Here is a 24,318-nt window from a genome sequence, read left to right as displayed (position 1 = left end):
AATCCCTATCGGGCTTGGGCGAACTCGCCTGGCCGCCGCTTTATGTACACCACCTGTGTACCATCTTGCTGCGTATTTCTTATTAAAACGCGTCGCCGGGAACGCGCACCGTTCCTTCCATCAGCACGCGCGCGCTGCGGCTCATGATGGCCTTGGTGACGCTCCAGACGCCATCGGCCAGCGCCGCTTCCGCGCCCACCGCCAGGGTGCCGGACGGGTGGCCGAAACGCACCGAGTTGCGGGGGCCGCCGCCGGCCGCCAGGTTGACCAGGGTGCCGGAAATGGCCGCCGCCGTGCCGATGGCGACAGCGGCCGTGCCCATCATGGCGTGGTGCAGCTTGCCCATGGAGAGGGCGCGCACCAGCAGGTCGATATCGCCCGCTTCCACCGTTTTCCCGCTGGACGAAACGTAGCTGACCGGCCTGGCGACAAACGCCACCTTCGGCGTGTGCTGGCGCTTCGCCGCTTCATCGAGGTGGGAAATCAAACCCATGCGCAGCGCGCCATGCGCGCGGATGGTTTCGAAACGGGCCAGCGCGGCCGGGTCGCCATTGATGGCATCCTGCAGTTCCGTGCCCGTGTAGCCGATGGCGTCCGCGTCGACAAAAATCGTCGGGATGCCGGCGTTGATCATGGTGACTTTCAATACGCCGACGCCGGGCACGTCGAGGTCATCGACAAGATTGCCAGTCGGGAACATGGCGCCACCGCCCCCCTCTTCCTCCGCAGCCGGGTCGAGAAATTCCAGCTTCACTTCGGCGGCCGGAAAGGTCACGCCATCGAGTTCGAAGTCGCCCGTTTCCTGCACTTCGCCGTTGGTCATGGGCACGTGGGCGATGATGGTCTTGCCGATATTGGCTTGCCAGATGCGCACCGTGGCGATGCCGTTCTGTGGCACGCGGGCGGCGTCCACCAGCCCGCTGGCAATGGCAAACGAGCCGACGGCGGCCGACAGGTTGCCGCAGTTTCCGCTCCAGTCGACAAACGGCTTGTCGATGGAAACCTGGCCGAACAGATAGTCGACGTCGTGCTCCGGCTTGTTGCTTTTCGCCAGGATCACCGTCTTGCTGGTGCTCGACGTGGCGCCGCCCATGCCGTCGATCTGCTTGCCGTAGGGGTCGGGGCTGCCGATCACGCGCAGCAACAAGGCATCGCGCGCCGCACCGGGCACCTGGGCGCTGGCGGGCAAATCCTGCAGGCGGAAGAACACGCCCTTGCTGGTGCCGCCGCGCATGTAGGTGGCGGGGATTTTGATTTGGGGGGTGTGGGTCATGTCACTCCTGAAAAGTGGTAGGTCGGATTAGCGGGACATCGCCACGCGTAATCCGACACATTGTTGGCGCGTCTTTTGGCAAATAACGTCGGATTACGCTGCGCTAATCCGACCTACCTGTTACGCCGCCTTGGACGACTCGAGGAAATCCTGCGCGAACCGTTGCAGCACGCCGCCGGCCTCATAGATCGACACCTCTTCCGCCGTATCGAGGCGGCAGGTGACGGGCACTTCGACCGTTTCGCCATTCTTGCGGTGGAAGACGAGGGTCAAGGTGGAGCGCGGCGTGCGCTCGCCTACGACGTCATAGGTTTCGCTGCCATCGAGACCCAGGCTCTTGCGGTTCACGCCAGGGAGGAATTCCAGCGGCAAGACGCCCATACCCACCAGGTTGGTGCGGTGGATGCGCTCGAAGCCTTCGGCCACGATGGCTTCCACGCCGGCCAGGCGCACGCCCTTGGCGGCCCAGTCGCGCGAGGAACCCTGGCCATAGTCGGCGCCGGCGATGATGATCAATGGCTGCTTGCGCTCCATGTACACCTCGATGGCTTCCCACATGCGCGAGATGGTGCCTTCCGGTTCGATGCGCGTGAGCGAACCCGCCTTCACTTTACCGTCCTCGATGACCATCTCGTTTTTCAGGGTCGGATTGGCAAACGTGGCGCGCTGCGCTGTCAGATGGTCGCCCCGGTGCGTGGCGTAGGAATTGAAATCTTCTTCGGGCAAGCCCATCTTCGCCAGGTATTCGCCAGCCGCGCTATCGAGCATGATGGCGTTCGATGGCGACAGATGGTCGGTGGTGATGTTGTCGCCCAACACAGCCAGCGGACGCATGCCTTTCAATGGGCGCGCGCCAGCCAGCGCGCCTTCCCAGTACGGCGGACGGCGGATATATGTCGTCTGCGGACGCCAGTCGTACAGGGGGCTGACCTTGATGCCGTCGTCCGCCTGCGCGGCAAACATCGGAATGTACACCTTGCGGAACTGCTCCGGCTTGACGCTGGAAGCGACGATGGCGTCGATTTCCTCGTCCGATGGCCAGATATCCTTGAGCAAAATCGGCTTGCCGTCCGCATCAATCCCCAGCACATCCTTTTCGATATCGAAGCGGATGGTGCCGGCGATCGCATACGCCACCACCAGTGGCGGCGAGGCGAGGAAAGCCTGTTTCGCGTACGGGTGGATGCGGCCATCGAAGTTGCGGTTGCCCGACAGGACAGCCGTGGCGTACAGGTCGCGCGACACCACTTCATCCTGGATCACGGGGTCGAGCGCGCCCGACATGCCGTTGCACGAGGTGCAGGCGAAAGCCACGACGCCGAAGCCCAATGTTTCGAGCTCCGGCATCAGGCCCGCTTCCTGCAGATACAGCTCCACGGTTTTCGAGCCTGGCGCCAGCGACGATTTCACCCACGGTTTGCGCGTCAGGCCCAGGCGGTTCGCATTGCGCGCGATCAGGCCGGCCGCGATCATGTTGCGCGGGTTGTTCGTATTGGTGCAGCTGGTAATGGCCGCGATGATGACGGCGCCGTCGGGCATCTTGCCCGGTTCGTTCTCCACCACGCCGGATATCCCGCGCGCCGCCAGTTCCGAGGTCGGCACGCGGTTGTGCGGATTCGATGGCCCGGCGATATTGCGCACGACCGACGACAGGTCGAAGTTCAGGACGCGCTCGTACTGCGCGTCCACCAAGCTGTCGGCCCACAGGCCCGTCTCTTTGGCGTACAGCTCCACCAGTTTTACCAGTTCGTCGTCGCGGCCCGTCAATTTCAGATACTTGATGGTTTGCGCGTCGATGTAGAACATGGCGGCCGTGGCGCCAAATTCCGGCGCCATATTGGAAATCGTGGCGCGGTCGCCCAGGGTCAGGTGGGCAGCACCCTCGCCGAAGAATTCCAGGTAGGACGAGACGACCTTTTGCTTGCGCAGGAATTCCGTCAGCGCCAGCACCGTATCCGTGGCCGTGATGCCCGGCTGTGGCTTACCCGTCAGCTTGACGCCGATGATGTCTGGCAAACGCATCCACGAGGCGCGGCCCAGCATCACGCTTTCCGCTTCCAGGCCACCCACGCCAATGGCGATCACGCCCAGCGCGTCAACCATGGGCGTGTGCGAATCCGTGCCGACCAGGGTGTCGGGATAGGCCACGCCGTCCTGTACCTGGATCACGGGCGACATGCGCTCGAGGTTGATCTGGTGCAGGATGCCGTTCCCTGGCGGGATCACGTCGACGTTTTTAAAGGCTTTCTTGGTCCAGTCGATGAAGTCGAAACGGTCTTCGTTGCGACGGTCTTCGATGGCGCGGTTCTTGGCGAAGGCGTCGGGATCGAAACCGCCGCATTCGACGGCCAGCGAATGGTCGACCACCAGTTGCGTCGGGACCACCGGGTTGACCAGGGCCGGGTCGCCGCCCTGAGCCGCGATGGCGTCGCGCAAGCCGGCCAGGTCGACCAGGGCAGTCTGGCCCAGGATGTCATGGCAGACGACGCGCGCGGGGAACCACGGGAAATCGAGGTCGCGGCGGCGCTCGATGAACTGGCCCAGCGAAGCGTCCAGGGTGGCCGGGTCGCAGCGGCGCACGAGGTTTTCGGCCAGCACGCGCGAGGTGTAGGGCAAGGTGGCGTAGGCGCCGGGGGCGATGGCATCGACGGCGGCGCGCGTGTCGAAGTAGTCCAGCCCTGTGCCCGGCAGGGGTTTGCGGTACAGCGTATTCATGTTGGTGCTCATTATTTGCGGTCCTTGATCGGCACGAATTCCAGGTCTTCCGGGCCGACATAGTTGGCGCTCGGGCGGATGATCTTGTTGTCGATGCGCTGCTCGATGATGTGGGCGGCCCAGCCCGAGGTGCGCGAGATGACGAACAGCGGCGTGAACATCGCCGTCGGCACGCCCATCATGTGGTAGGACACGGCCGAGAACCAGTCCAGGTTCGGGAACATGTTCTTGATTTCCCACATGACCGTTTCCAGGCGCTCGGCGATGTCGAACATTTTCGTGGAACCGGCTTCCAGCGACAGCGAACGGGCCACTTCCTTGATGACGACGTTGCGCGGGTCGGAGATCGTGTAGACGGGGTGGCCGAAGCCGATCACCACTTCCTTGTTGGCCACGCGCTCGCGGATATCCGCTTCCGCTTCGTCAGGGTTGTCGTAGCGTTTCTGGATCTCCAGCGCCACTTCGTTGGCGCCGCCGTGTTTCGGGCCGCGCAGCGCGCCGATGGCGCCCGTGATGGCCGAGTGGATGTCCGACCCCGTGCCGGCGATGACGCGGCTGGTGAAGGTCGACGCGTTGAATTCGTGCTCCGCGTACAGGATCAGCGAGGTGTGCATGGCTTTTTCCCACGACGCCGAAGGTTTTTCGCCGTGCAGCAGGTGCAGGAAGTGGCCGCCGATCGAGTCGTCGTCCGTTTCCACTTCGATGCGCTTGCCGTTATGGCTGTAGTGGTACCAGTACAGCAGCATGGAGCCGAACGACGCCATCAGGCGGTCGGCGATGTCGCGCGCGCCCGGCGCGTTATGGTCATCTTTTTCCGGCAAGGTACAGCCCAGCACGGACACGCCCGTGCGCATCACATCCATCGGATGGGCGGCGGCGGGCAGCGCTTCGAGCGCCAGCTTCACGGCCGACGGCAAGCCGCGCAAGGACTTCAGCTTGGCCTTGTAGCCTTTCAGTTCCGCGGAAGTGGGCAGCTTGCCGTGCACCAGCAGGTAGGCGATTTCCTCGAACTCGCAGCTGTCGGCCACGTCCAGGATGTCATAGCCGCGGTAGTGCAAATCGTTGCCGGTCTTGCCGACCGAGCACAGCGCCGTATTGCCGGCGGTGACGCCGGACAGGGCGACGGATTTTTTAGGCTTGAAAGTGGCGGCTTGCGGTGCGGTCATTGTGTTCTCCAGATTAAATAGTCTCGGGTGCGTCACTGCGGGACCGGCATGCGGCCCCTGCTTCTGTTTATTTCTTTTGCGCGGCGAACAGCGCATCGAGCTTTTGCTCGAATTCGTGGTAATTGATCGATTCATACAGTTCCATGCGCGTCTGCATGGTGTCGACGACATTCTTTTGCGTGCCGTCGCGGCGCAGCGCCTGGTAGACGTTTTCGGCCGCTTTGTTCATGGCGCGGAAGGCCGACAATGGATACAAGGCCAGGCCCACGTGGGCGCTGCGCAGTTCGTCCAGGGTGAATAGCGGCGTGGAACCGAATTCCGTGATGTTGGCCAAAATTGGCACATTGACGGCCTTGGCGAAGGTGGCGTACATGTCCAGGTCCGTGATGGCTTCCGGGAAGATCATGTCGGCGCCCGCCTCGACGCAGGCGACGGCGCGTTCCAGGGCCGCTTCCAGGCCATCGACGGCCAGCGCATCGGTGCGCGCCATGATGACGAAGTTCGGGTCCGTGCGCGCATCGACGGCCGCCTTGATGCGGTCGACCATTTCTTCCTTGCTGACGATTTCCTTGCCTGGACGATGGCCGCAGCGCTTGGCGCCCACCTGGTCTTCGATGTGCAGGCCGGCGGCGCCGAACTTGATCATCGATTTGACTGTGCGCGCCACGTTGAAGGCGGAGGAACCGAAGCCCGTGTCGGCGTCGACCAGCAGCGGCAGGTCGCACACGTCGGTGATGCGGCGGATATCGGTCAGCACGTCGTCCAGGCTGGAAATACCCAGGTCGGGCAAGCCCAGCGAGCCGGCCGCGACACCGCCGCCGGACAGGTAGATGGCTTTATAACCGGCGCGCTTGGCCAGCAAGGCGTGGTTGGCGTTGATGGCGCCGACGACTTGCAACGGGGATTCTTCCTGGACAGCCTTGCGGAATGCGGCACCTGCGGAGTATTGAGTCATGTGTTCACCTTATGGGTTTCGGATGGCCCCGAATGTTTCACGGAGTGGCTATGAACATGGATATTGCAAATGCCGTGCCAGGCCGTCTCGGCGTGGCGAAAAACACCTGGCGACAGAGTGAAAACAGGGGTGGGAGCACCAACTGGCGCTGCTGCAGGGCTGTCCCGCCAGGGAACAGCGATGTCACGTTTGGCATAAAAATGTTTCATTATTGTTGCATGCAACGCATTTTTGAAACACTTGTTGAAACATGCAACGCATGGGCAGACGCGCAATAAAAGCCCGGGCTGGCAAGGCGCACAATAAAAACAGCCGGCGGGCGCCGGCTGAGAGTAAGACAAGTGATGCTGGGAGAACAAACTGCAAGGGCAAACTAGGCCAGCCGCACCAGCGGATTGGCGATGATGTTGTCGATCTGGCGCACGGCTTCTTCGCAGGCGGCGGCAATGGCGCCCTCCTCGTCGTCGCGCACGAATTGCATGGTCGAGCCTTCGAATACTTCCAGGCCTTCCGCCGTGGCGCGCTCGATGTCGCAACTGGCCGACCATTTGCCATCGGTGGTGGGCACGGCCAGGGGAACGATTTCCCAGCCTTTATAGTGAATTTTGGAACTGCTATTCATGGGGTGCCTCCTTGGCGACTGACTCAATAATGGAAATCGTAGCATGAAGCGCGACCGGCAGCGACGTGTTTCACGCGCCGGCCGTAGTCAGGCTGACTTTCGGGCTAAACGATTTACGCTGGCTCAAGGGCGCAGCAGGTTATCCACTTCCGTGCGGGCCACTTCCAGGCCGGCCGTGCAAGCCGTCTCGGGCGCCGCATAACCGCCCAGGGTGCGGCTGCGCGTGATCGCCTGTGCTTCCGGCTCGCCTTCGCGCTGCAGACGGTAGGTAAAATCCCATAAGTCGTCGTTATCCTTTTGCGGGGTCACGGAAATCGTAAAACCGCGGTACTGTTCGCTGCGTGCAGTGATATCGTTCATGAAATCCTCCTTGGAAGAATGAGGTTAGCACGCGGCAAGACACAGGGTGCGCACGGTAGTCGCGCGCCTGGCTCGCTCGCTTATCTGTTTTTCGCATGTTAAATGTTAATTTTCAACATTTTTTGGACGAACTCTGACGATATAATGTTATTCCCTGCCGCCCCCTGCCGCCGTGATGACTCCACAAATCCAAGCTTTCTTCGACCCCGCCACCGCCACCGTCACCTATGTCGTGTATGAGGCCGATGGGCACGACTGCGCCATCATCGATTCCGTACTCGACTACGATCCGAAGGCGGCCCGCACTTCGACCGCTTCGGCCGACAAGGTGATCGCCTTCGTGCGCGAACACGGCTTGCAATGCCGCTGGCTGCTGGAAACCCACGCGCACGCCGACCACCTGTCCGCCGCGCCCTACCTGCAGCAGCAGCTGGGCGGCGACGTGGCCATCGGCGCCGCCATCCAGACGGTGCAGCAGGCGTTCGCGGCCGTCTACCACCAGGATGACGCCAGGGCCGACGGCTCGCAGTTCGACCAGCTGTTCGCGCCCGACCAGGTCTTTCACATCGGCAAGCTGGAAGTGCGCGCCCTGCACGTGCCCGGCCACACGCCGGCCGACCTGGCGTACCAGATCGGCGACGCCGTGTTTGTCGGCGACACCCTGTTCATGCCGGATGTCGGCTCGGCCCGCTGCGACTTCCCCGGCGGCTCCGCTGCCCTGCTGTACCGCTCCGCGCAGCGCTTGCTGTCGCTGCCGCCGCAGACGCGGCTGTTCATGTGCCACGACTACCCGCCCAACGGCCGCGAGGCGCGCTGGGAAGTGACGGTGGCGGAACAACGGGCCAGCAACATCCACCTGCGCGACGGCATCACGGAAGCACAATTCGTGGCCATGCGCACCAGCCGCGACGCCACCCTCGACATGCCGACACTGATCCTGCCCGCCATCCAGGTCAACATCAACGCGGGCAAGCTGCCCGAGCCGGAAGACAACGGCGTGCGCTACCTGAAGATACCGCTCAATGCGATCTAGCCTGGCGATGTAGTTCCTTTCCGCTCGCATGGCGTCAGACGCAACAACACAATGCAAATGCTGCGTCTTCCGCCATGCCATATCCCTCAGTACCATGTGGTGACCCTATTCGAGGATCCGCCACGCCATGCATACACCTTCAAAATCCGCCCCACCCGAGCAGCAGGCCATCACGCTACCCGTGCGCGGCGCGCTTGCCAGCCTGTCGCTGGCCATGCTGCTGCCGGCGCTGGGCACCAGCATCGCCAACGTGGGCTTGCCCGACATGGCCACGGCCCTGCATGCGCCGTTCCAGGATGTGCAATGGATCGTGCTGTCTTATCTGCTGGCCATCACGGCCCTGATCGTCAGCGTTGGCCGCCTGGGCGACATGGTCGGCAGGCGCCGCCTGCTGCTGGCCGGCATCGCGCTGTTTGCCGTCGCCTCCATCCTGTGCGCGCTGGCGCCCACCTTGTGGCTGCTGGTCGCCGCGCGCGCCCTGCAGGGCCTGGGCGCTTCCATCATGATGGCGCTGACCATGGCCTTTGTCGGCAGCACCGTGCCCAAGGCCAGGACGGGCAGCGCCATGGGCCTGCTCGGCACCATGTCCGCCGTCGGCACCACGCTGGGCCCCGCGCTGGGCGGCCTGCTGATCGCGCGCTTCGGCTGGCAAGCCATTTTCCTCGTCAACGTGCCGCTGGCCGGCGTGGCGCTGCTGCTGGCCTGGCGCTACCTGCCGGCGGACCAGCGCGGCGCGCACGCCAAACGGCCCGTCTTCGACCACCGCGGCACCGTGCTGCTGGCGCTGACCCTGGTCGCCTATGCGCTGGCCATGACCCTGGGCCGCGGCGATTTCGGCGCGCGCAACGTGGGGCTGCTGCTGGCCGCCTGCGTGGGGGCCATCCTGTTCGTCCGCGTCGAACTGAAGGCGCCGGCGCCGCTGATACGCCTCGCCATGCTGCGCGCGCCCTTACTCAGCGCGGGCCTGGCGACCAGCATGCTGGTGTCGACGGTCATGATGTCCACCCTGGTGGTCGGTCCCTTCTACCTGGCGCGCGGCCTGGGCCTGGGCGCGGCCGTCACCGGCATGGTGCTGGCGGCGGGGCCGCTGGTGGCGGCGTTCTGCGGCGTGCCGTCCGGCTGGCTGGTGGACCGCTATGGCGCGCAACGCATGGGCGGCGCGGGCCTGTGCGGCGCGGCCACCGCCTGCCTGCCGCTGGCCCTCTTGCCCCCCAGCCTGGGCATTGTCGGCTACGCCGCACCCATCATGCTGCTGACGGCCAGCTACGCGCTGTTCCAGGCGGCCAACAATACGGCCGTGATGGGCGGCATCGCCCCCGACCAGCGCGGTGTCATTTCCGGCATGCTCAATCTGTCGCGCAATCTGGGGCTCGTCACGGGCGCCTCCGTGATGGGCGCCGTCTTCGCTGCCGGCGCTGGGGATATCGCCAGCGCCCGGCCAGCGGCCACGATCGTCGGCATGCATGCCACCTTTGGCGTGGCCAGCGCGCTCATTCTGGCGGCGCTGGCGATTTTCATGCTCGGCCGCTCCCTCGGCAGGGCTGGAAACCCGAATGATGCACGCGCAGGCATCAGCCCCCGTTGATCTGGCTCGCGCAGGCGTCGACCACGCAGCCGCGCAGCCAGCGGTGGGCGGGGTCGGCATCCATGCGCGGATGCCACATCAACGACACGGTCAGCTCGGGCATGCGCAGCGGCAGCGCAAACGTGAACATGCCGGCGCACAGATTGCCCGTATGCCGTTCTGGTACGGTGGCGATCAGGTCGGAGCCGGCGGCCAGCGCCAGCGCCGCCGTAAAGCCGCCGACGATGCTGGCGATCGTGCGCTGCAATCCCAGCGCGGCCAGCGCGTCGTCCATCGGCCCCGTATCCTGGTCGCGCCGCGCCACCAGCACATGCTGGCCGGCCGCATAGCGCTCGGCGCTGATCTCGCCTTGCGCCAGCGGATGGCCGCTGCGCACGACGCCCACGAAACGGTCGCCGAACAGCCTGCGCGTGCGCACTTCCGGGCTGGTGAGACTGCCGATCACGCCCGTTTCCAGGTCGATGCTGCCCTCGCGCAGCTGCACGCTTTCCCGGTCGGGCTTTTGCACGAAACGCAGACGCACGCCAGGCGCCTGCGCGCCGATATGCGCGAGCAGCGCAGGACCGAAATTTTCCACGAAGCCGTCGCTCGAACGCAGCGTGAACGTTTGCGCCAGCTGGCGCGGGTCCAATGCCTGCGCCGGCCCCAGCACAGCCAGCACCTCGCCCAACAGGGGGCCCACTCGTTCGCGCAACTCCAGCGCGCGCGGCGTGGGCACCAGCTCACGCCCGGCGCGCACCAGCAACGGATCGCCCGTCGTCTCGCGCAGCCGCGCCAGGGCGCGGCTCATCGCCGATGGACTCAAACGCAAGCGCCGCGCCGCGCGCGTGACGCTGCCTTCGGCCAGCAGGACGTCGAGCGTGATCAACAGGTTCAGGTCTGGTAGCGACATTGGCGCCTATTCACCCTGCTCCGGCGCGCGGCCGATCTCGCCGTCGATATTGGCCAGGAACCAGGCCAGCGACGACATCAGCGCCACGTTGCGCTTCAGGTTTTCGGGGTCGACCTTGTCCAGGGTGTCGGCCGCCGTGTGGTGGTAGTGGAAGTAGCTGTGGCTGTCGACCAGCGGCTCGAAGCTGGGCACACCGCCCGTTTCCAGGCGGTGCAAATCGCCCGTGCCCAGCGCGTCGCGGCGCGTGAACGCGTGCGCGCCCATAGGCTGCAGGGCGGCCAGCAAAGGCGTAAACAGTTTTTCCGCCTTCGCTCCCACGCTGGCCTTGATGCCGAACGGGCGGCCGGCGCCGCTGTCCATCTCGATGGCCGCATATTGTTTGCCGAGCGCCTGCTTGTGCGCTTCGAAATAGGCCTGGCCGCCACGCCCGCCGTTTTCCTCGTTCATCCAGGCGATCACGCGGATGGTGCGGCGCGGGCGGTAATCGAGCTTTTTCAGGGTTTCCACCACGCCCATGGCCGCCACCACGCCGGCGCCGTCGTCGTGCGCGCCCGTCGCCAGGTCCCAGGAATCGAGGTGCCCCGAGACCACCACCACTTCGTCGGCCTTGTCCGTGCCCGGCCAGTCGGCGATCACATTGTAGCTGTCGGCTTCCGGCAGGTTTTGCGGCGTCAGGGTCAGGTGCATTTTCAAGGGGCCGCGCGCAGCCAGGCGACCGATCAGCAAGGCGTCTTCCACGGTGACGGCGGCGGCCGGTATGCGTTTATTCTCATCGAGGCCCGTGGCGCCCGCGTGCGGGATGCGGAAGTTCGCGCCGCCCACCGAGCGCACCAGCGCAGCGGCGGCGCCTAGGTCGGCCGCCGCCTTCGGCCCGAGGAAACGCGAGCGCGAACCCTGGCCATAGGTGACGCCCGCCAGGCCACGCTCGGCCATCTCCTGGTCGAACGGCGTGTCGATCAGCACGATGGCTCCCTTCACTTCCGGCGCGCGCGCCTTGAGTTCTTCCAGGCTCTTGACGATGATCACGGGCGCCGTCAGGCCGGCGGCCGGCGTCGCGCCGGAGCCGCCCAGAGCCGTCAGCACCACGCGCTGCGACACGCCCTGCGGACGGCCGGCATAGTCGACGATTTCCGCCGTTTCCACGCCGCGCACCCAATGCGGCACTTTCACGGGCTGCAAGGTGACCTTGGCGCCCAGCTGGCGCATGGTGTCGGCCACCTGCTGCACGGCGGCGGCGGCGCCAGCGGAACCGGACAGGCGCGGACCGATCAGATCCGTCATGTCGGCCAGGCGGGCGTAGGCCCAGTCGCTTTGCAGCGCCGTATCGCGCACCTGCGCCAGCGCTTGTGGCGTATTGCCCGGCGCGGCGGCAAAGGCGCCGGCGCTGACGATGCAGCCAAGGGCAAGGGATAAAGCGGAACGGCGCAGTGGCGCGCCAGCCAGGATGCTATGCATGTATTCAAATCCAGTCAACGAGGTCGAAGCGGGTACGCCGTGGCCATGGGCAAGGCGCGACTTTTTCTACGATAGCGTATTTATTCTGTCATTGCAGCAACTTTTACGGGATCGATTGCCTGTTCCCCCCGGAGTCGATTACCATCAAGATCGTGATCGCTACCGGAAACCGACATGCTCAAGGGAACCCTCTGTACCGTCCGGCATTTGCAGGCCGCCGACCTGAATACCTATATCTCCCTCGTCAACGACCTGCCCTCGCGCGGCGAGTTTTTCTCGATGCAATTCAAGTCGCCCGAAGCGATGCGGCGCGACTTCCTGCAATCGGGCTTCGTCACCGAGGACAGCGAATTGTTCCTCATCGAAGATCACTCACAGCACATCATCGGCACGATCACGCACTTCAAGAGCCGCACGCCAGCCTCGCGCGAAATCGGCTACCGCCTGTTCGACCGGCAGCGGGACGGGCGCGGCTACATCAGCGAGGCGACGCGCCTGGTGGTGGACTACCTGTTCAGCGCCTATCCGTATCACCGGCTGGAGCTGCTGATGGACCCGCTGAACATCGGCTCCGAGCGTATCGCGCAAAAGAACGGCTTTACCCAGGAGGGCTTGATACGCCAGGCCTTCTTTATCAATGGCGTGATGCGCGATGCCAAAATGTACAGCTTGCTACGCACCGAATGGCAGGCGCGCCGGCGCTGACTTGTTACGGCCGGGGCAGGATTGTAATAAGTTGTATTAGACGTGGAACAAGCTTGCGGCAGCAGATATAGTCCACCTCATGCAGATCATTGTGATCTCGCCGGAATGGAAGGAAATGCCATGTTGAACAAGAAACTCCTGGGTGCGGTAATGGTAGCGGCAGTGGCGGTGTCTTCGGCCGCAGTTGCCGGTGACCGCGACTTCAATACCGTTGCAGGCGCCGTTGTCGGAGCGGCCATTGGCAACAGCACCGGCGGGCGCAATGGCGCGATCGTCGGTGGCGTGCTGGGCGCCGCCGTCGGCAACAGCATCAGCACGAATGACCGCTATTACGACCGTGGCGGCTATCGCGGCGGCTATCGCGAAACTTATTACGCGCCTGCGCCGCAATCGGTGTACTACGCCCCGGCGCCGCAGCCCGTGTACTACGCGCCGCCACCGCGCTACTACGGCCCGCCGGCTGTCGTCTACGTGCAACCGGGCCGCGGCTACTACCGTGATTATGACCGCCGCGACTACTATGACCGTGGTCACGGCCACGGTCACGGCTGGGGCCATCGCCGTTAAGCACGGCCCTGCACTGCACCATGAAAAACCTGCGCCAGCCTGCTGCCGCAGGTTTTTTTGCAAAATAGGCAAGGTATCGCTCCCGCACGATTTCGGCTAAGCTGTGTCCTATGATCAACATTGCTGGCCGCCTGGACCGCAAAAACCGATGCATTCAATCAAAGACGGGCTCGACTTCGGCCCCTGGCTCGACGCCGCCGCCGGCACCAGCGTGGGCGCAGGCCCCGTGCCGCGCCGCGAAAACCAGGACAACTTCCTGCTGATCGATGCCAGCGGCCATGCTGTCTGCCTGTCGCAGCAGGCGCCATTCCACTGCCAGGTGCCGGGCTGGCCGCGCGGCCATGTGCGCGCTGCCGTGCTCGACGGCATGGGCGGCCACGGCCATGGGCGCGAAGCGGCGGAAGCGGCCGTGCAAGGCTTGCTGGCCATGCCCGCCTGCCTCGACACGGCAAGCCTGACAGCCAGGCTCGACCAGTTGCACACGCGCTTGCAGGATACCTTCGCCAGGACCGAACCAGCCCAGGCGCGTCCGCCCGGCACCACCCTGACCTTGCTGGAAGTGCCGCCCGGCGAAGCGCCGCTGCTGTATCACGTGGGCGATTCGCGCCTGTATGAAATTGCCGACGGGGTGGCCAGCATCCTCACCGTCGACCACGTACCGGCCACCGTGTACGCCATGCGCGGCGCGCTCGACGAGACGCGCTGGCGCGCCGCCGTGCATGGCGAACATCATCCGCAAATCTCGCAGGCCTTTATTTTAGGCAACGCCATCAGCGACAGCTTGCAGCTCGACAAGCCCCTGCGCGGCCTCGACGCGGCCAACTTGCCGCCCTTCCTCGCGCACCTGGGCGACCGCCGCGTGCTGCGCGTGCGGCCCGGCGCCCACTATCTGCTGGCCAGCGACGGCTTCTGGGCTTGCGACGATCCGCTGGCCCTCACGGCCCGCTGGCCCGCCCTGTGCGCCGGCAAGACTGCGGCGCAGGCCGTCAGCGCCGTGTTCGACGACTTCCTCTACCAGCCGCCAAAAGGCTTACATAGCGACAACATTACCATGCTGGCGCTGCGCTTCGATGCGGAGTTCAGCCCCCTGACCGGCTAGCAGCCAGGTAGCCGGCCGTTGCCGACATGGCCGACAGCACGGCGCCCCAGGCCATGTCGATCGCCGTCAAGGCCAGCGGCCAATCGCGCAAGGTCGCATAGTTACTCAAATCATAAGTGCCATAGGCAAGCAGCCCGAGCAGCGCACCCAGCGCCGCCGCCGTGCGCCCGCGGCGTGCGCGCAAGCCGGGCAAGATGGCAAACACCACCAGCCCCGCCACGTACAGCAGGTAAAACAGCACGGCCGGCGCCCAGCGTGGCGTGTCCGCCAGCAATGGACCCAGCGCCGCGGCGTACACGGGTTTCATCAGCACAGCCAGCCACAGGGCGTCGAAGGCGAGAAATACGCACAGGGTGGCGCCATAGACAATGGCAAGCTGGAGCGGGCGTTGGACAGGCATGGTCATCTCTCGGCGTCAGGTGGCGTTGGGGAAACGGTTGCGCCAGCATAATGCAAAACGCCGCCGCGCTCATGACGGCCTGTATAAAAATGAACGATGCCCACGGCGCGCGGTCTGACGGAAAGATTTCTCCAACGTCACAGGAGCATGCCATGAGCAACACCATCCCCTCATCAGAGCAGGCCGGCGCCGGCGCGCCCGACTACGCCGCCATCAAGCAGCGCCAGCAAACAGGCTGGGCCAGCGGCGACTTCGCCGTCATCGGCGTGACCCTGCAGCCGGTCGGCGAATCGCTGGCCGAGGCCGCCGATATCCGCGCCCACGAAGACGTCATCGACATCGCCGCCGGCAATGGCAACGCCACCCTGGCGGCCGCGCGCCGCTTTGCCTGTGTCGTCTCCACCGATTATGTGCCGGCCCTGCTGGACAAAGGCCGCGTGCGCGCCGAGGCGGAAGGGCTGGCCGTGACCTTCCGCGTGGCCGACGCCGAAGCCCTGCCCTTCGCCGACGCCAGTTTCGACGCGGCCCTGTCGACCTTTGGCGTCATGTTCGCGCCCGACCACCGGCGCGCGGCCAGCGAAATGCTGCGCGTGCTGCGGCCAGGCGGGCGCATCGGCATGGCCAACTGGACACCGGACGGCTTTGGCGGGCAACTATTCAAGACCATAGGCAAGTATGTGCCGCCCCCGGCGGGCATGGTGTCGCCGGCCCGCTGGGGCGAAGAAGCCTATGTGCGCGACCTGTTCGGCCAGGGGGCGGAGCAGGTGCACGGCCAAAGCAAGGTCTTCAATTTCCGCTACGCGTCCGCCCAACACTGGCTGCAAGTGTTCCGCGATTATTACGGCCCCGTTCACAAAGCGTTTGCCGCGCTGGACGAGGCTGGCGCCGGGGCGCTGGAACAGGAACTGCTCGCTATGCTGGAGCGCCTGAATACGGCCGGCGCCGACGCGCTGGTGGTGCCTGGCGAGTATCTGGAAGTCATCGTCAGCAAACGGCGCGGCTGAACGCAGCCGCATACCGATAGCAAAATAACATATCCAGAAAGATATAAAATGTGTTTTTTAGCAATAGTTTCCATGACATGCATGACAAGGTGTGACCAGAGGCATGAATTTGGGCAAAAAGAGCGCATTCCGGTATCGCGAAAGTTGCCAAGCAGGCGAAAAAGCGCGTAAGCTCTCATGTATAACAGAGGGCAGAATGTCCCCGCTCGATTCGAGTCAGAATGTCATGAAAAAATGCAGCAACCCGGAGCACCCGCACTGTACGTTCTGGGTCTTGCCTGGGGAAACAGTCTGCGCGGGCAACCACCCGCAAGCAACGACTGCCTCCAGCAGCTACGACCTGTTGACCGCACTGCGCAGCGCCCGTTCCGAGCCATCGGCAACGGCGCTTCCGCACGCCCCTGCACATGATTCCGATATTTGCGATGCTGTTATTCGTGATGCCGTTATTCGCGATGCCGCCATTCAAACGGTAAGCCGCTCTGTACCTGCCTCCGCCGCCACCCCGGCCTTCAAGCCAGCGCCCGTTGCGCCGCCAACGGTACCGCCCGCTTACCAGCCCGTGCAAGCCCACCTGCACATCAGCGGCTTCGATCCGCGCGCGGCAGGCGGACGGCAAACCCTGAAGATGGAGTTGCGCGGCATGAGTGCCGCCTGCGCGCCGCAGCTGACCTTGCGCCTGCGCTCGGACCTGATCCCTCGCGGGCACGTGCAGCATGATTTCGTGCGCACCACGCGCGGCGACTGGCGTCCCGTGTTTGTCGAGTTTTCCTCGCGCAACAAGGAACACGGGCAATACCAGATCGAAGTGGAAGTGCACAGCCACGTCGATGGCGCCGTGGCGCAGAAATGGGTGTGCACGTTTGTCATCCTCGTGCCGCGACGCGACGCCACCCTGACGGAAATCCATCAGATCTTCCTCAGCACGCACAAGAACGTGCGCGTGATGGCGGACGACGCTTCGATCGCCCGCGTGACGGGCGGCGACGGCTGCAACCTCGACGTCACGGCGCGCAATGCCGGCATTGCGCACGTGGATCTGTCTGCGCCGCAAGGCAAGATCGACATGGGATTTACCACGATTGCCTGGGACGAGGAGCTGATCGAAGTCGACCTGCCCGCCGCCAGCCACTGCCATCCACACCCAAGCCAGGCCGCCTGTCTCGTCAATGCAGCGCCGGAAGCGGGCGAACAGCGCCAGATCCGCCTGTTCGCGCTGGAGGAATGCATGCTGGGCCGCTTCGAACTGGTGGACCCGGAAGCCGATGTCTTGCTCAGCCATTTCAGCCCCGACGGCCAGGACAACAATGGCTTGACGCGCCGCCTGTCGGGCCGCCACGCTATCATCCGGCGCAGCCAGCAAGGTTTTGAAATTGAGGACGTGTCGCGCTATGGCCTGCTGCTCGACGGCGTGTGGCCAGGCAAGCACAAGCCCGTACCCTTGCGCCTGGGCATGCGCATCGAATTGTCTGCCAGCATCAAGGGCATCGTCGTGCTCAGCGTCACGGCGCTGCTCGCGCATGGCGTGATCCTGCACCGCATCGACCACGGCGCCCGCGCCGAATGCTTTTATCTGCTGCTGCCCGACACCCAGCCCACGCCGGCAAGCCACCTTGCCACGCCGCAAGCCAGCTGCCTTCCCGTACTCTTCCACCGCAACGGCGGTTTCTGGCACCTGGACACGGCCAGCGGCAAGGAAACCGCACTGGCCCCCGCCACCGCGCTCGACAAGCTGAGCGGCTTCGCGCGGCACAACCGCTTCTCCAGCGAACCGTATCCGGAATGCTGGATCATCCGCACCGAAGGCGCGGCGCTGTGCGACAGCACAACCATGCAAACTGCCTAGGAACACTGAACCAAACCTCCTGCGCGTCGGTATAGGCGGCCTGCGATGCTCACCGGCTCGGCGCCCCCGCTCGGCGCCCCGTACAGAGTACGGCTGCGCTTCTCGACCACCTCTCCCTTCCGCTCGCTACGGTTTTGTTCAGTGTTGTAAATCCGCTGTCACCCACAATGCACTAGCGCGGTACCAGTACAAGAAAAATCAGCGACAAGCCAATAATGAACACCGCTTCCAGTGAAAACACGAGGGCGGGAATCTGCAATTCGCGCGGGATTTTCATGGCGACACCTCTTCAAAACGTAAGACTGTTTTCAGCATAGCGCGCCCTGCGCCAATTACATTATCAGCCGCACAACACAATTGACCCGCCGGCATGCATTGCCGAGCCCGCTGGCCTAGCCGCCCCGACACACAATTTAACAAATTATCAGCAGATATTCTGCAAATAGCACCCCTCCACGCCCTTGCATACTGTATATTCATCCAGTTAATATCCCCTGCATTTCACACAACGCCACGCATGGCGTTTTACATTTTCTATGGCTTCCAACAAAGCGCATCATGCGACCGGTTGGGCTGCCGGCGTGATCGCCGCGGCCCTGGTCGCGCACGCTGGCGCCGGTGGCCCCTACCAAGTGCTGAGCCTGCTCGCCTTTGTCATGGGCGCGCTGGGCGGCACGGCGCCGGACTGGCTGGAAGTGGCCTGGTGGGCGCGCACGCACAAGTTGTGGATCACGCACCGCACATGGACGCACTGGGGCCTGGCCTGGATCGCCCTGCTCGTCTACACGTATTTGCAATTGCCGCACCACCTGTGGGCGCCGCCCCTGTTCGGCTTTGCCGCCGGCGGCATCATGCATCTGCTGGCGGACTGGCCCAATCCGCTGGGCGTGCCGTGGATTTTCCGCCGCCACTCGCTGCGCTGGTGGAAAAGCGGGCGCCACGACATCATTGTCATCATCGCGGCCTGGCTGGCCGCCACCATCGTGGCCGACCACGTGTTTTTTGACGGCATCCACTGGCAGCGAAGCGTGCTGGCGCTGGACAGCCTGCTGCACTGGTCCGTCACTGCCCTGCAGCAAGCCTGGGCGGATCTGCAACAGTGGCAGGAGCGCTGGCGCCTCGGTGGCTGACGCCGATTGACGGGGGCCGCATGGCAATGTGATAATGAGTATCATTCTCAAAAAGCCCAGCCAGCCGGCACCCCCGCGTTCCGTCAGCCCAGCTCTTCCCTTGCCTGGAGAACGCAGTGATTACCGTCAGTCCCACCCATGCCAATCACCTGAGCACCCTGTACAGCGAGCATCACGGCTGGCTGTATGGCTGGCTGCGCGGCAAGCTGGGCAACCGCGCCGAGGCGGCCGACCTGGCACAGGACACGTTCCTGCGCCTGCTCGGCAAGCGCGAGGTGACACCGCTGGCGCCCCTGCGCGAACCGCGCGGCTACCTGGCGACGATCGCGCGCGGCTTGCTGATCGACCGCTACCGCCGCCAGGCGCTGGAGCACGCCTACCTGGAAGCGCTGGCGCAGCAAGCCGAACCGGCATCGATCTGCGCCGAAACGCATGCCATCATCATCGAAACCCTGCTGGCCATCGATCGCCTGCTCGACCGCCTGGGCGCACGCACGCGGGCCATCTTCCTGCTGGCGCAGATCGAGGAGCTCAGCTATGTGGAGATCAGCCGGCGCCTGGGCGTATCCTTGCCCACCGTGAAAAAACACCTGGTGCGCGCCTACACGGAATGCCTGATGCTGGCGGCCGCATGATGTCTGGCACATCCTCGTCCAATCCTATCGCCCGCAGCATCCTGGCCGCCGCCGCCCACTGGCACGTGGAACTCCAGTGCGGCAGCGCCGACCCGGCCGCCCTGCGGGCATGGCGCGACGCCAGCGCCGAGCATGAGCGGGCCTGGGAACTGCTGCAACGCATGGACGGCCAGCTCGGCGCGATACCGGCAGCGCTGGCAATGCCCGCATTGCGGGCGGCGCAGCAGCGCCGGCGCGCCGCCGCGAAAGTGCTGGCCCTGCTGGTGGCGGCCGGCGGCGGCATCGCGCTGGGCCAGGCGGGCCTGCGTTCCGGCCCATGGCAAGCCCTGACAGCGTCCTTGCGCACGGCCCCGGGCCAGCGCCGCCGCGTAACCCTGGCCGATGGCGGGCGCATGGAAATGAATACGGATAGCGCCGTGGATGTCGCTTACGGCGCCACGCACCGCCGCATCCGCCTGCACCATGGCGAAATCATGATCACGACGGCACCCGATGCGCGCCCCTTCCTCGTCGACACGCCGCACGGCGTGATCCGCGCGCTCGGTACGCGCTTCGGCGTGCGCTGCGATGCCGACGGCAGCACGGTCAGCGTCTTCGAACACGCCGTGGAAGTGCGCTGCGCGGCGCGCCCTGACGCCGTGCGCCGCCTGGAAGCGGGACAGCAGCTGCGTTTCAGCGACACTGGCGCGGATGACGTGCTGGCCATGCCGGCGCACCAGGACAGCTGGTTGCGCGGCATGCTGGTGGCCGCCGACTGGCCCTTGCAAAAACTGGTCACGGAACTGGCGCGCTACCGGCGCGGGCGCCTCGCGTGCGACGTCGGCGTGGCGCGGCGCCCCGTCACGGGCACGTATCGGCTGGACGATATCGATGCCGTGCTGGAAAGCCTGTGCGCCTCGCACGGACTGCAAGTGACGTACTTCACGCGCTACTGGGCCACGGTGTCGGCCCGAGCCACATAATTATTTTCAGTTTTTTTTGCGCCAGGGGTTGGTGTTTCGCTGCGCTGCTTCGGCTTCCTAGTTAAGTAGCCAATTAAGTAGCCAATCACGTAGTCGATTCATACGCCAATTCTTACCCCTTAGAGCAGAAAGACCGAGCATGCAGCTGACCACCCCCGTCCTCCATCCCGCCGCGCGCGCCATCCGCCTGGCCGTCATCGCCATGGCTTGCGCCGCCCCCGCCGCCTTTAGCGCCGCGCCCGCGCTGGCGCAAGGCCAGGCCGCCACTGCCCCGCAAGCCTACGCCGTACCGGCCGGCCCGCTGGCCACCGCCTTGAATGACTTTGCCGTCGCCGCCGGCGTCAGCCTGTCGACCGATCCCGCGCAGACGCGGGGACTGCGCTCGCCCGGTGTGCGCGGCAGCTTTGGCGTAGCCCAGGGCTTTGCCCAGGTGCTGGCCGGCAGCGGCCTGGAAGCCGTGCAACTGCCGAACGGCGCCTACGTGCTGCGCCAGGCGGCGCCATCGTCCGCAACCGCGGCCGGCGTGGAAAAGACCATGGCGCCCGTGACGGTCAGCGCCAGCATGGAACGCGACCCCGTCAGTGAACACAGCAACTCGTATGCGGCGCGCGCCGTCACCGTCGGCAAGGGCGTGCAAACCCTGCGCGAGATTCCTCAATCTGTCAGCGTCGTCACGCGCCAGAAAATGGACGACCAGAACCTCAACACCATCGACGCCGTGCTGGCCAATACCACCGGCATCACCATGTACGACAGCCCCATGGGCGGGCGTTATGTGTATTCGCGCGGCTTCATGGTCGACACTTACCAGTTCGACGGCGTCAACCGCGCCATGTACTACCCGCAGGCGAACAGCTTTACCAGCAATACGGCCGTGCTGGACAGGGTGGAAATCGTGCGCGGCGCCACCGGCCTGCTGCAGGGCACCGGTTCGCCGGGCGCCGCCATCAACATGGTGCGCAAGCGCCCGCTGGCGGAAAAGCAGGTGCAGCTGGCGTTGAGCGCGGGCCGCTGGAACGACGTGCGCGGCGAAGTCGACGTCACCGGTCCCTTGAACGAGTCGGGCAGCATCCGTGGCCGCGCCGTGGCCGCGCACGAGCAGCGCGATTATTTCTATGACGTGGCCGACAGCCGCACCGACGTGCTGTATGGCGTGCTGGAATTCGACCTGGCGCCGGGCAGCAAGCTGACGACGGGCGCCAGCTACGAAAAGCTGCATTCGACGCCGTTCTTTTCCGGCATGGCCCGCTACCGCGATGGCAGCGATCCGAAACTGCCGCGCGAAACCTTCCTCGGCGCCGACTGGAACCGCTGGGCTAGCCGCCAGACGGTCGTCTTCGCCGAATTCGAGCACCGCTTCGACGCCGATTGGCTGTTCAAGGCCAGCGCCAACTACACGCGCGAGCGGCATGACGTGAAATACATGTTCAGCCAGGGCGCGATCAATCCCGCCACCATGGCCGGCATGATGATGTATGGCGGCGTGTTCGACTACGGCAGCACCAACAAGGGCCTCGACCTGTCGCTCGACGGCAAATTCAACGCCTTCGGCCGCCGCCACGGCTTCAGCGCCGGCATCAACACGAACCGGCTGGAAAGCGACAGCGATTTCAGCCTGGCCTTGCTGCAGCAGCCGAACAACCCGCTGCGCCCAAATCACGGCGTGGCCGAACCGAGCGACGCCTGGTTCCGCGCAAACAGCTACCGCGGCGATCCCAGCTTGACGAAAATGACGCAGACGGGCGCCTACGGCGTGGCCCGCTTCAGCGTCAGCGATCCGCTCACCGTGGTGGCGGGCGCGCGCGTATCGAACTACAAATGGAGCAGCGTGTACCGCGACACGGGCGAGGTGTACATCGATCCGTACCGCGAAAACGGCGTCGTCACGCCGTATGGCGGCGTGATCTATGCGTTTGACAAGCGCTGGTCCGGCTATGCCAGCGTCTCCGACATCTTCCAGCCGCAAAACCAGCGCACGGCCGAAGGCGCCCTGCTCGACCCGCTCAAGGGCCGCAACCTGGAGGTGGGCGTGAAAGGTGAACTGCTCGACGGCAAGGTGAACACCTCGCTGGCGCTGTTCCGCATCGAGCAGCGCAACCGCGCGGAGCTGGACTTGGTCAATACCTGTTCCAGCGGCACGGAATGCTATTTCTCGGCGGGCAAGGTACGCAGCGAAGGCGTCGATGCGGAAATCAGCGGCGAAGTGGCGCCGGGCTGGCAGCTGTTCGCCGGCTACACGCTGAACAACTTCAAATACCTGGAGCAGACGTCGAATGCGGGCGTGATGTTCGCCAGCACCTACTCGCCGCGCCACATGCTGCGCGCGTGGAGCGACTACCGCCTGCCCGGCGCCCTGCAGAAGTGGAGCGTGGGCGGCGGCGTGAACTTCCAGACGGAGAGTTCGCGCGTGACGCAGAACGTCACGGTGGCGCAAGGCGCGTATGCCTTGTGGAGCGCGCGCGGCGCCTACCAGATCGACCGCAACTGGACGGCCTCGCTGTCCGTGACGAACTTGCTCGACAAGCGCTACTACCAGACGGTGGGTGCGCCGGCCTGGGGCAATTTCTATGGCGAGCCGCGCAAGGCGCAACTGACCTTGCGCGCGCGGTTCTAATCCAGCTTATGCCGGAGGACGCAATGGCGCCTTCGGCAGCGGGATGAATTCCGTCTCGCCCGGCACGCTCCCCATGCGCTGGGCGGTCCAGTCGTCGGCCGCTTGCGACAATCGCTCCTTGCTCGAGGAGACGAAGTTCCAGAACAGGAAGCGGTGGCCGTCCAGCGGCTCGCCGCCGATGACGACGAACTGCACCGGGCCGCCGCCTGCCGTTACGACAGGCACCGTGCCCGCTTCCAGCAAGGCCATGGTGTGCGGCGCGAGCGCCACGCCATCGACCAGCACTTCCCCGCTGATCGGATAGATCGCCGCTTCCGGCGGCAAGCCTTCCAGCCGTAATGTACGCCCCGCCTGCAGCGCCACGTCCAGGTACACCGTCTGCATATAGGTGCGCACGGGCGAGGTCTGGCCAAAGGCTGTGCCGATCAACACCTTCACCACGGCGCCATCGAGCGGCACGACGGGAATGTCGGCCTGCGGCGTGTGCGTGAAACTCGGTTCGTCTTCCTCGTGCGCCTTGGGCAGCGCGGCCCACAGCTGCAAGCCGTGGGTGCGGTGCGGTTGTCCGGCCAGGTCGTGCGGCGTGCGTTCCGAATGCACGATGCCGCGCCCGGCCGTCATCCAGTTGATGGCGCCCGGTTCGATGCGCTGGCAGGAACCGATGCTGTCGCGGTGGTCGATCGCGCCTTCGAACAGATAAGTGACGGTGGCCAGGCCGATATGCGGATGGGGGCGCACGTCGTGGTTGGCGTCGGGGGCGACGTCGATGGGGCCGAAATGATCGAAGAAGATGAAGGGCCCGACAGCCTGTTTTGCCGCGGAAGGCAGCAAGCGCCGCACGACGAAGCCGCCGCCCAGGTCCTTTTCGTGGCTTTTCAGGATGGCCGCGCTCATGCCAGCACCGTCGTGATTTCCGTGGTGACGGCCGTCATCAGCTTGTGGATCGGGCATTTGCCGGCCACGGCCAGCAATTCCTGGCGCTGCGCATCCGTCAGCTCGCCCGTCAGGTGCAGGGTGGCGGCCAGGCGGTACACGCCCTTGCGCTCTTCGCTGGCGTCGCGCTCGGTCGACACTTCCACGTGTTCCAGCGGGATGCCCTTGTGCCGGGCGTACCAGACGACGGTGAGCGCCTTGCAGGCCGACAGGGCCGCGTCGTACAGGTCGTGCGGCGAAGGGCCGGCGTCGCCGCCACCCTCCTCCACCGAGGCATCGGCGGAAATGATGTGGTCGCGTACGTGCACGATGTGGCGCATGGGTTGCGACTGGTCGCGGATGGCTTTGATGGTCATGGCGTTCCTTG

General features: G+C 65.0%; 22 protein-coding genes. 11 read left to right on the top strand and 11 right to left on the bottom strand.

Annotated features, from left to right (window positions below; all coding sequences use genetic code 11):
• Positions 1 to 82: 82 nt before the first annotated feature.
• From prpF to GYK42_RS06115, 6 genes are all read right to left on the bottom strand, one after another.
• Positions 83 to 1,273, bottom strand: coding sequence for a 2-methylaconitate cis-trans isomerase PrpF (prpF, locus tag GYK42_RS06140; RefSeq protein ID WP_166446753.1), 1,191 nt, complete (start codon positions 1,271 to 1,273; stop codon positions 83 to 85).
• 120 nt (positions 1,274 to 1,393) lie between these two features.
• Positions 1,394 to 3,988, bottom strand: a complete 2,595-nt coding sequence (gene acnD, locus GYK42_RS06135) for a Fe/S-dependent 2-methylisocitrate dehydratase AcnD (protein ID WP_166446929.1) — start codon at positions 3,986 to 3,988, stop codon at positions 1,394 to 1,396.
• Between the two features lie 11 nt (positions 3,989 to 3,999).
• Positions 4,000 to 5,154 (bottom strand): bifunctional 2-methylcitrate synthase/citrate synthase, encoded by a 1,155-nt coding sequence (gene prpC, locus GYK42_RS06130; RefSeq protein ID WP_166446752.1) that lies wholly within the window; start codon positions 5,152 to 5,154, stop codon positions 4,000 to 4,002.
• A 67-nt stretch (positions 5,155 to 5,221) separates the two neighbouring features.
• Positions 5,222 to 6,109, bottom strand: coding sequence for a methylisocitrate lyase (prpB, locus tag GYK42_RS06125; RefSeq protein WP_166446751.1), 888 nt, complete (start codon positions 6,107 to 6,109; stop codon positions 5,222 to 5,224).
• Positions 6,110 to 6,482: 373 nt separating this feature from the next.
• Positions 6,483 to 6,731 (bottom strand): hypothetical protein, encoded by a 249-nt coding sequence (locus GYK42_RS06120; protein WP_034751890.1) that lies wholly within the window; start codon positions 6,729 to 6,731, stop codon positions 6,483 to 6,485.
• Between the two features lie 123 nt (positions 6,732 to 6,854).
• Complete coding sequence (locus tag GYK42_RS06115; RefSeq protein ID WP_070257673.1) at positions 6,855 to 7,091, bottom strand: hypothetical protein; 237 nt, start codon at positions 7,089 to 7,091, stop codon at positions 6,855 to 6,857.
• A gap of 175 nt (positions 7,092 to 7,266) precedes the next feature.
• Between GYK42_RS06115 and GYK42_RS06110 the strand changes: the two genes are divergently transcribed.
• Both GYK42_RS06110 and GYK42_RS06105 read left to right on the top strand, forming a co-directional pair.
• Positions 7,267 to 8,124 (top strand): MBL fold metallo-hydrolase, encoded by an 858-nt coding sequence (locus GYK42_RS06110; RefSeq protein ID WP_166446750.1) that lies wholly within the window; start codon positions 7,267 to 7,269, stop codon positions 8,122 to 8,124.
• A 127-nt stretch (positions 8,125 to 8,251) separates the two neighbouring features.
• A complete protein-coding gene (locus tag GYK42_RS06105) occupies positions 8,252 to 9,709 on the top strand; it encodes an MFS transporter (RefSeq protein ID WP_166446749.1) in 1,458 nt (485 codons plus the stop codon).
• Here the strand turns inward: GYK42_RS06105 and GYK42_RS06100 are convergent.
• Both GYK42_RS06100 and GYK42_RS06095 read right to left on the bottom strand, forming a co-directional pair.
• Positions 9,696 to 10,601 (bottom strand): LysR family transcriptional regulator, encoded by a 906-nt coding sequence (locus GYK42_RS06100; protein ID WP_166446748.1) that lies wholly within the window; start codon positions 10,599 to 10,601, stop codon positions 9,696 to 9,698. The two genes, GYK42_RS06105 and GYK42_RS06100, sit on opposite strands and share 14 nt — an antisense overlap.
• Before the next feature lie 6 nt (positions 10,602 to 10,607).
• Entirely contained in the window at positions 10,608 to 12,056 is a 1,449-nt protein-coding gene (locus GYK42_RS06095) for a M20/M25/M40 family metallo-hydrolase (RefSeq protein WP_166446747.1), read from the bottom strand.
• A 174-nt stretch (positions 12,057 to 12,230) separates the two neighbouring features.
• Between GYK42_RS06095 and GYK42_RS06090 the strand changes: the two genes are divergently transcribed.
• The 3 genes from GYK42_RS06090 to GYK42_RS06080 all read left to right on the top strand — a co-directional run bounded on the left by GYK42_RS06090 (position 12,231) and on the right by GYK42_RS06080 (position 14,427).
• The gene (locus GYK42_RS06090) at positions 12,231 to 12,761 is read left to right on the top strand and encodes a GNAT family N-acetyltransferase (protein WP_166446746.1); all 531 of its coding nucleotides are present in this window, start codon (positions 12,231 to 12,233) and stop codon (positions 12,759 to 12,761) included.
• Between the two features lie 120 nt (positions 12,762 to 12,881).
• Complete coding sequence (locus GYK42_RS06085) at positions 12,882 to 13,328, top strand: glycine zipper 2TM domain-containing protein (protein ID WP_166446745.1); 447 nt, start codon at positions 12,882 to 12,884, stop codon at positions 13,326 to 13,328.
• Between the two features lie 148 nt (positions 13,329 to 13,476).
• On the top strand, positions 13,477 to 14,427 hold the full coding sequence (locus GYK42_RS06080; protein ID WP_166446744.1) for a PP2C family protein-serine/threonine phosphatase: 951 nt from the start codon (positions 13,477 to 13,479) through the stop codon (positions 14,425 to 14,427).
• Here GYK42_RS06080 and GYK42_RS06075 read toward each other — a convergent pair.
• Positions 14,408 to 14,827 (bottom strand): DUF2177 family protein, encoded by a 420-nt coding sequence (locus tag GYK42_RS06075; protein ID WP_166446743.1) that lies wholly within the window; start codon positions 14,825 to 14,827, stop codon positions 14,408 to 14,410. The two genes, GYK42_RS06080 and GYK42_RS06075, sit on opposite strands and share 20 nt — an antisense overlap.
• 152 nt (positions 14,828 to 14,979) lie before the next feature.
• Between GYK42_RS06075 and GYK42_RS06070 the strand changes: the two genes are divergently transcribed.
• The 6 genes from GYK42_RS06070 (at position 14,980) to GYK42_RS06045 (ending at position 23,018) form a co-directional block, all read left to right on the top strand.
• Positions 14,980 to 15,831, top strand: coding sequence for a class I SAM-dependent methyltransferase (locus tag GYK42_RS06070; protein WP_166446742.1), 852 nt, complete (start codon positions 14,980 to 14,982; stop codon positions 15,829 to 15,831).
• Between the two features lie 226 nt (positions 15,832 to 16,057).
• Complete coding sequence (locus tag GYK42_RS06065) at positions 16,058 to 17,677, top strand: FHA domain-containing protein (protein ID WP_240943481.1); 1,620 nt, start codon at positions 16,058 to 16,060, stop codon at positions 17,675 to 17,677.
• A gap of 536 nt (positions 17,678 to 18,213) precedes the next feature.
• Positions 18,214 to 18,807: a metal-dependent hydrolase gene (locus GYK42_RS06060; RefSeq protein WP_166446741.1), complete on the top strand. Its 594-nt coding sequence runs from the start codon at positions 18,214 to 18,216 to the stop codon at positions 18,805 to 18,807.
• 116 nt (positions 18,808 to 18,923) lie between these two features.
• Positions 18,924 to 19,442 (top strand): sigma-70 family RNA polymerase sigma factor, encoded by a 519-nt coding sequence (locus tag GYK42_RS06055; RefSeq protein WP_200899222.1) that lies wholly within the window; start codon positions 18,924 to 18,926, stop codon positions 19,440 to 19,442.
• Entirely contained in the window at positions 19,439 to 20,404 is a 966-nt protein-coding gene (locus GYK42_RS06050) for a FecR domain-containing protein (protein ID WP_166446740.1), read from the top strand. Before GYK42_RS06055 ends, GYK42_RS06050 begins: the two co-directional genes overlap by 4 nt.
• A gap of 139 nt (positions 20,405 to 20,543) precedes the next feature.
• Positions 20,544 to 23,018, top strand: coding sequence for a TonB-dependent siderophore receptor (locus tag GYK42_RS06045; RefSeq protein WP_166446739.1), 2,475 nt, complete (start codon positions 20,544 to 20,546; stop codon positions 23,016 to 23,018).
• Positions 23,019 to 23,024: 6 nt separating this feature from the next.
• Here the strand turns inward: GYK42_RS06045 and GYK42_RS06040 are convergent, their stop codons facing one another.
• Both GYK42_RS06040 and GYK42_RS06035 read right to left on the bottom strand, forming a co-directional pair.
• Positions 23,025 to 23,912: a pirin family protein gene (locus GYK42_RS06040; RefSeq protein ID WP_166446738.1), complete on the bottom strand. Its 888-nt coding sequence runs from the start codon at positions 23,910 to 23,912 to the stop codon at positions 23,025 to 23,027.
• Complete coding sequence (locus GYK42_RS06035; RefSeq protein ID WP_046684109.1) at positions 23,909 to 24,307, bottom strand: OsmC family protein; 399 nt, start codon at positions 24,305 to 24,307, stop codon at positions 23,909 to 23,911. The genes GYK42_RS06040 and GYK42_RS06035 overlap by 4 nt, the downstream gene beginning before the upstream one ends.
• Positions 24,308 to 24,318 lie beyond the last annotated feature (11 nt).

The organism is Janthinobacterium lividum, from assembly GCF_011601275.1.
In the GTDB taxonomy this organism is placed as follows: domain Bacteria; phylum Pseudomonadota; class Gammaproteobacteria; order Burkholderiales; family Burkholderiaceae_D; genus Janthinobacterium; species Janthinobacterium lividum_E.
The sequence above is the reverse complement of the archived record's forward strand: the minus strand, read 5'-3'. Positions and strand labels throughout refer to the sequence as shown.

Bases quoted from the DNA above. Each gene is read 5' to 3' on its own strand.
- GYK42_RS06075 (WP_166446743.1), bottom strand. From the start codon at position 14,827: ATGCCTGTCCAACGCCCGCTCCAGCTTGCCATTGTCTATGGCGCCACC.
- GYK42_RS06035 (WP_046684109.1), bottom strand. From the start codon at position 24,307: ATGACCATCAAAGCCATCCGCGACCAGTCGCAACCCATGCGCCACATC.
- GYK42_RS06120 (WP_034751890.1), bottom strand. From the start codon at position 6,731: ATGAATAGCAGTTCCAAAATTCACTATAAAGGCTGGGAAATCGTTCCC.
- GYK42_RS06100 (WP_166446748.1), bottom strand. From the start codon at position 10,601: ATGTCGCTACCAGACCTGAACCTGTTGATCACGCTCGACGTCCTGCTG.
- GYK42_RS06050 (WP_166446740.1), top strand. From the start codon at position 19,439: ATGATGTCTGGCACATCCTCGTCCAATCCTATCGCCCGCAGCATCCTG.
- GYK42_RS06110 (WP_166446750.1), top strand. From the start codon at position 7,267: ATGACTCCACAAATCCAAGCTTTCTTCGACCCCGCCACCGCCACCGTC.
- GYK42_RS06115 (WP_070257673.1), bottom strand. From the start codon at position 7,091: ATGAACGATATCACTGCACGCAGCGAACAGTACCGCGGTTTTACGATT.
- GYK42_RS06085 (WP_166446745.1), top strand. From the start codon at position 12,882: ATGTTGAACAAGAAACTCCTGGGTGCGGTAATGGTAGCGGCAGTGGCG.
- GYK42_RS06105 (WP_166446749.1), top strand. From the start codon at position 8,252: ATGCATACACCTTCAAAATCCGCCCCACCCGAGCAGCAGGCCATCACG.
- prpC (WP_166446752.1), bottom strand. From the start codon at position 5,154: ATGACCGCACCGCAAGCCGCCACTTTCAAGCCTAAAAAATCCGTCGCC.
- GYK42_RS06040 (WP_166446738.1), bottom strand. From the start codon at position 23,912: ATGAGCGCGGCCATCCTGAAAAGCCACGAAAAGGACCTGGGCGGCGGC.
- GYK42_RS06080 (WP_166446744.1), top strand. From the start codon at position 13,477: ATGCATTCAATCAAAGACGGGCTCGACTTCGGCCCCTGGCTCGACGCC.
- prpF (WP_166446753.1), bottom strand. From the start codon at position 1,273: ATGACCCACACCCCCCAAATCAAAATCCCCGCCACCTACATGCGCGGC.
- GYK42_RS06045 (WP_166446739.1), top strand. From the start codon at position 20,544: ATGCAGCTGACCACCCCCGTCCTCCATCCCGCCGCGCGCGCCATCCGC.
- GYK42_RS06070 (WP_166446742.1), top strand. From the start codon at position 14,980: ATGAGCAACACCATCCCCTCATCAGAGCAGGCCGGCGCCGGCGCGCCC.
- GYK42_RS06065 (WP_240943481.1), top strand. From the start codon at position 16,058: ATGAAAAAATGCAGCAACCCGGAGCACCCGCACTGTACGTTCTGGGTC.
- acnD (WP_166446929.1), bottom strand. From the start codon at position 3,988: ATGAATACGCTGTACCGCAAACCCCTGCCGGGCACAGGGCTGGACTAC.
- prpB (WP_166446751.1), bottom strand. From the start codon at position 6,109: ATGACTCAATACTCCGCAGGTGCCGCATTCCGCAAGGCTGTCCAGGAA.
- GYK42_RS06095 (WP_166446747.1), bottom strand. From the start codon at position 12,056: ATGCATAGCATCCTGGCTGGCGCGCCACTGCGCCGTTCCGCTTTATCC.
- GYK42_RS06060 (WP_166446741.1), top strand. From the start codon at position 18,214: ATGGCTTCCAACAAAGCGCATCATGCGACCGGTTGGGCTGCCGGCGTG.
- GYK42_RS06090 (WP_166446746.1), top strand. From the start codon at position 12,231: ATGCTCAAGGGAACCCTCTGTACCGTCCGGCATTTGCAGGCCGCCGAC.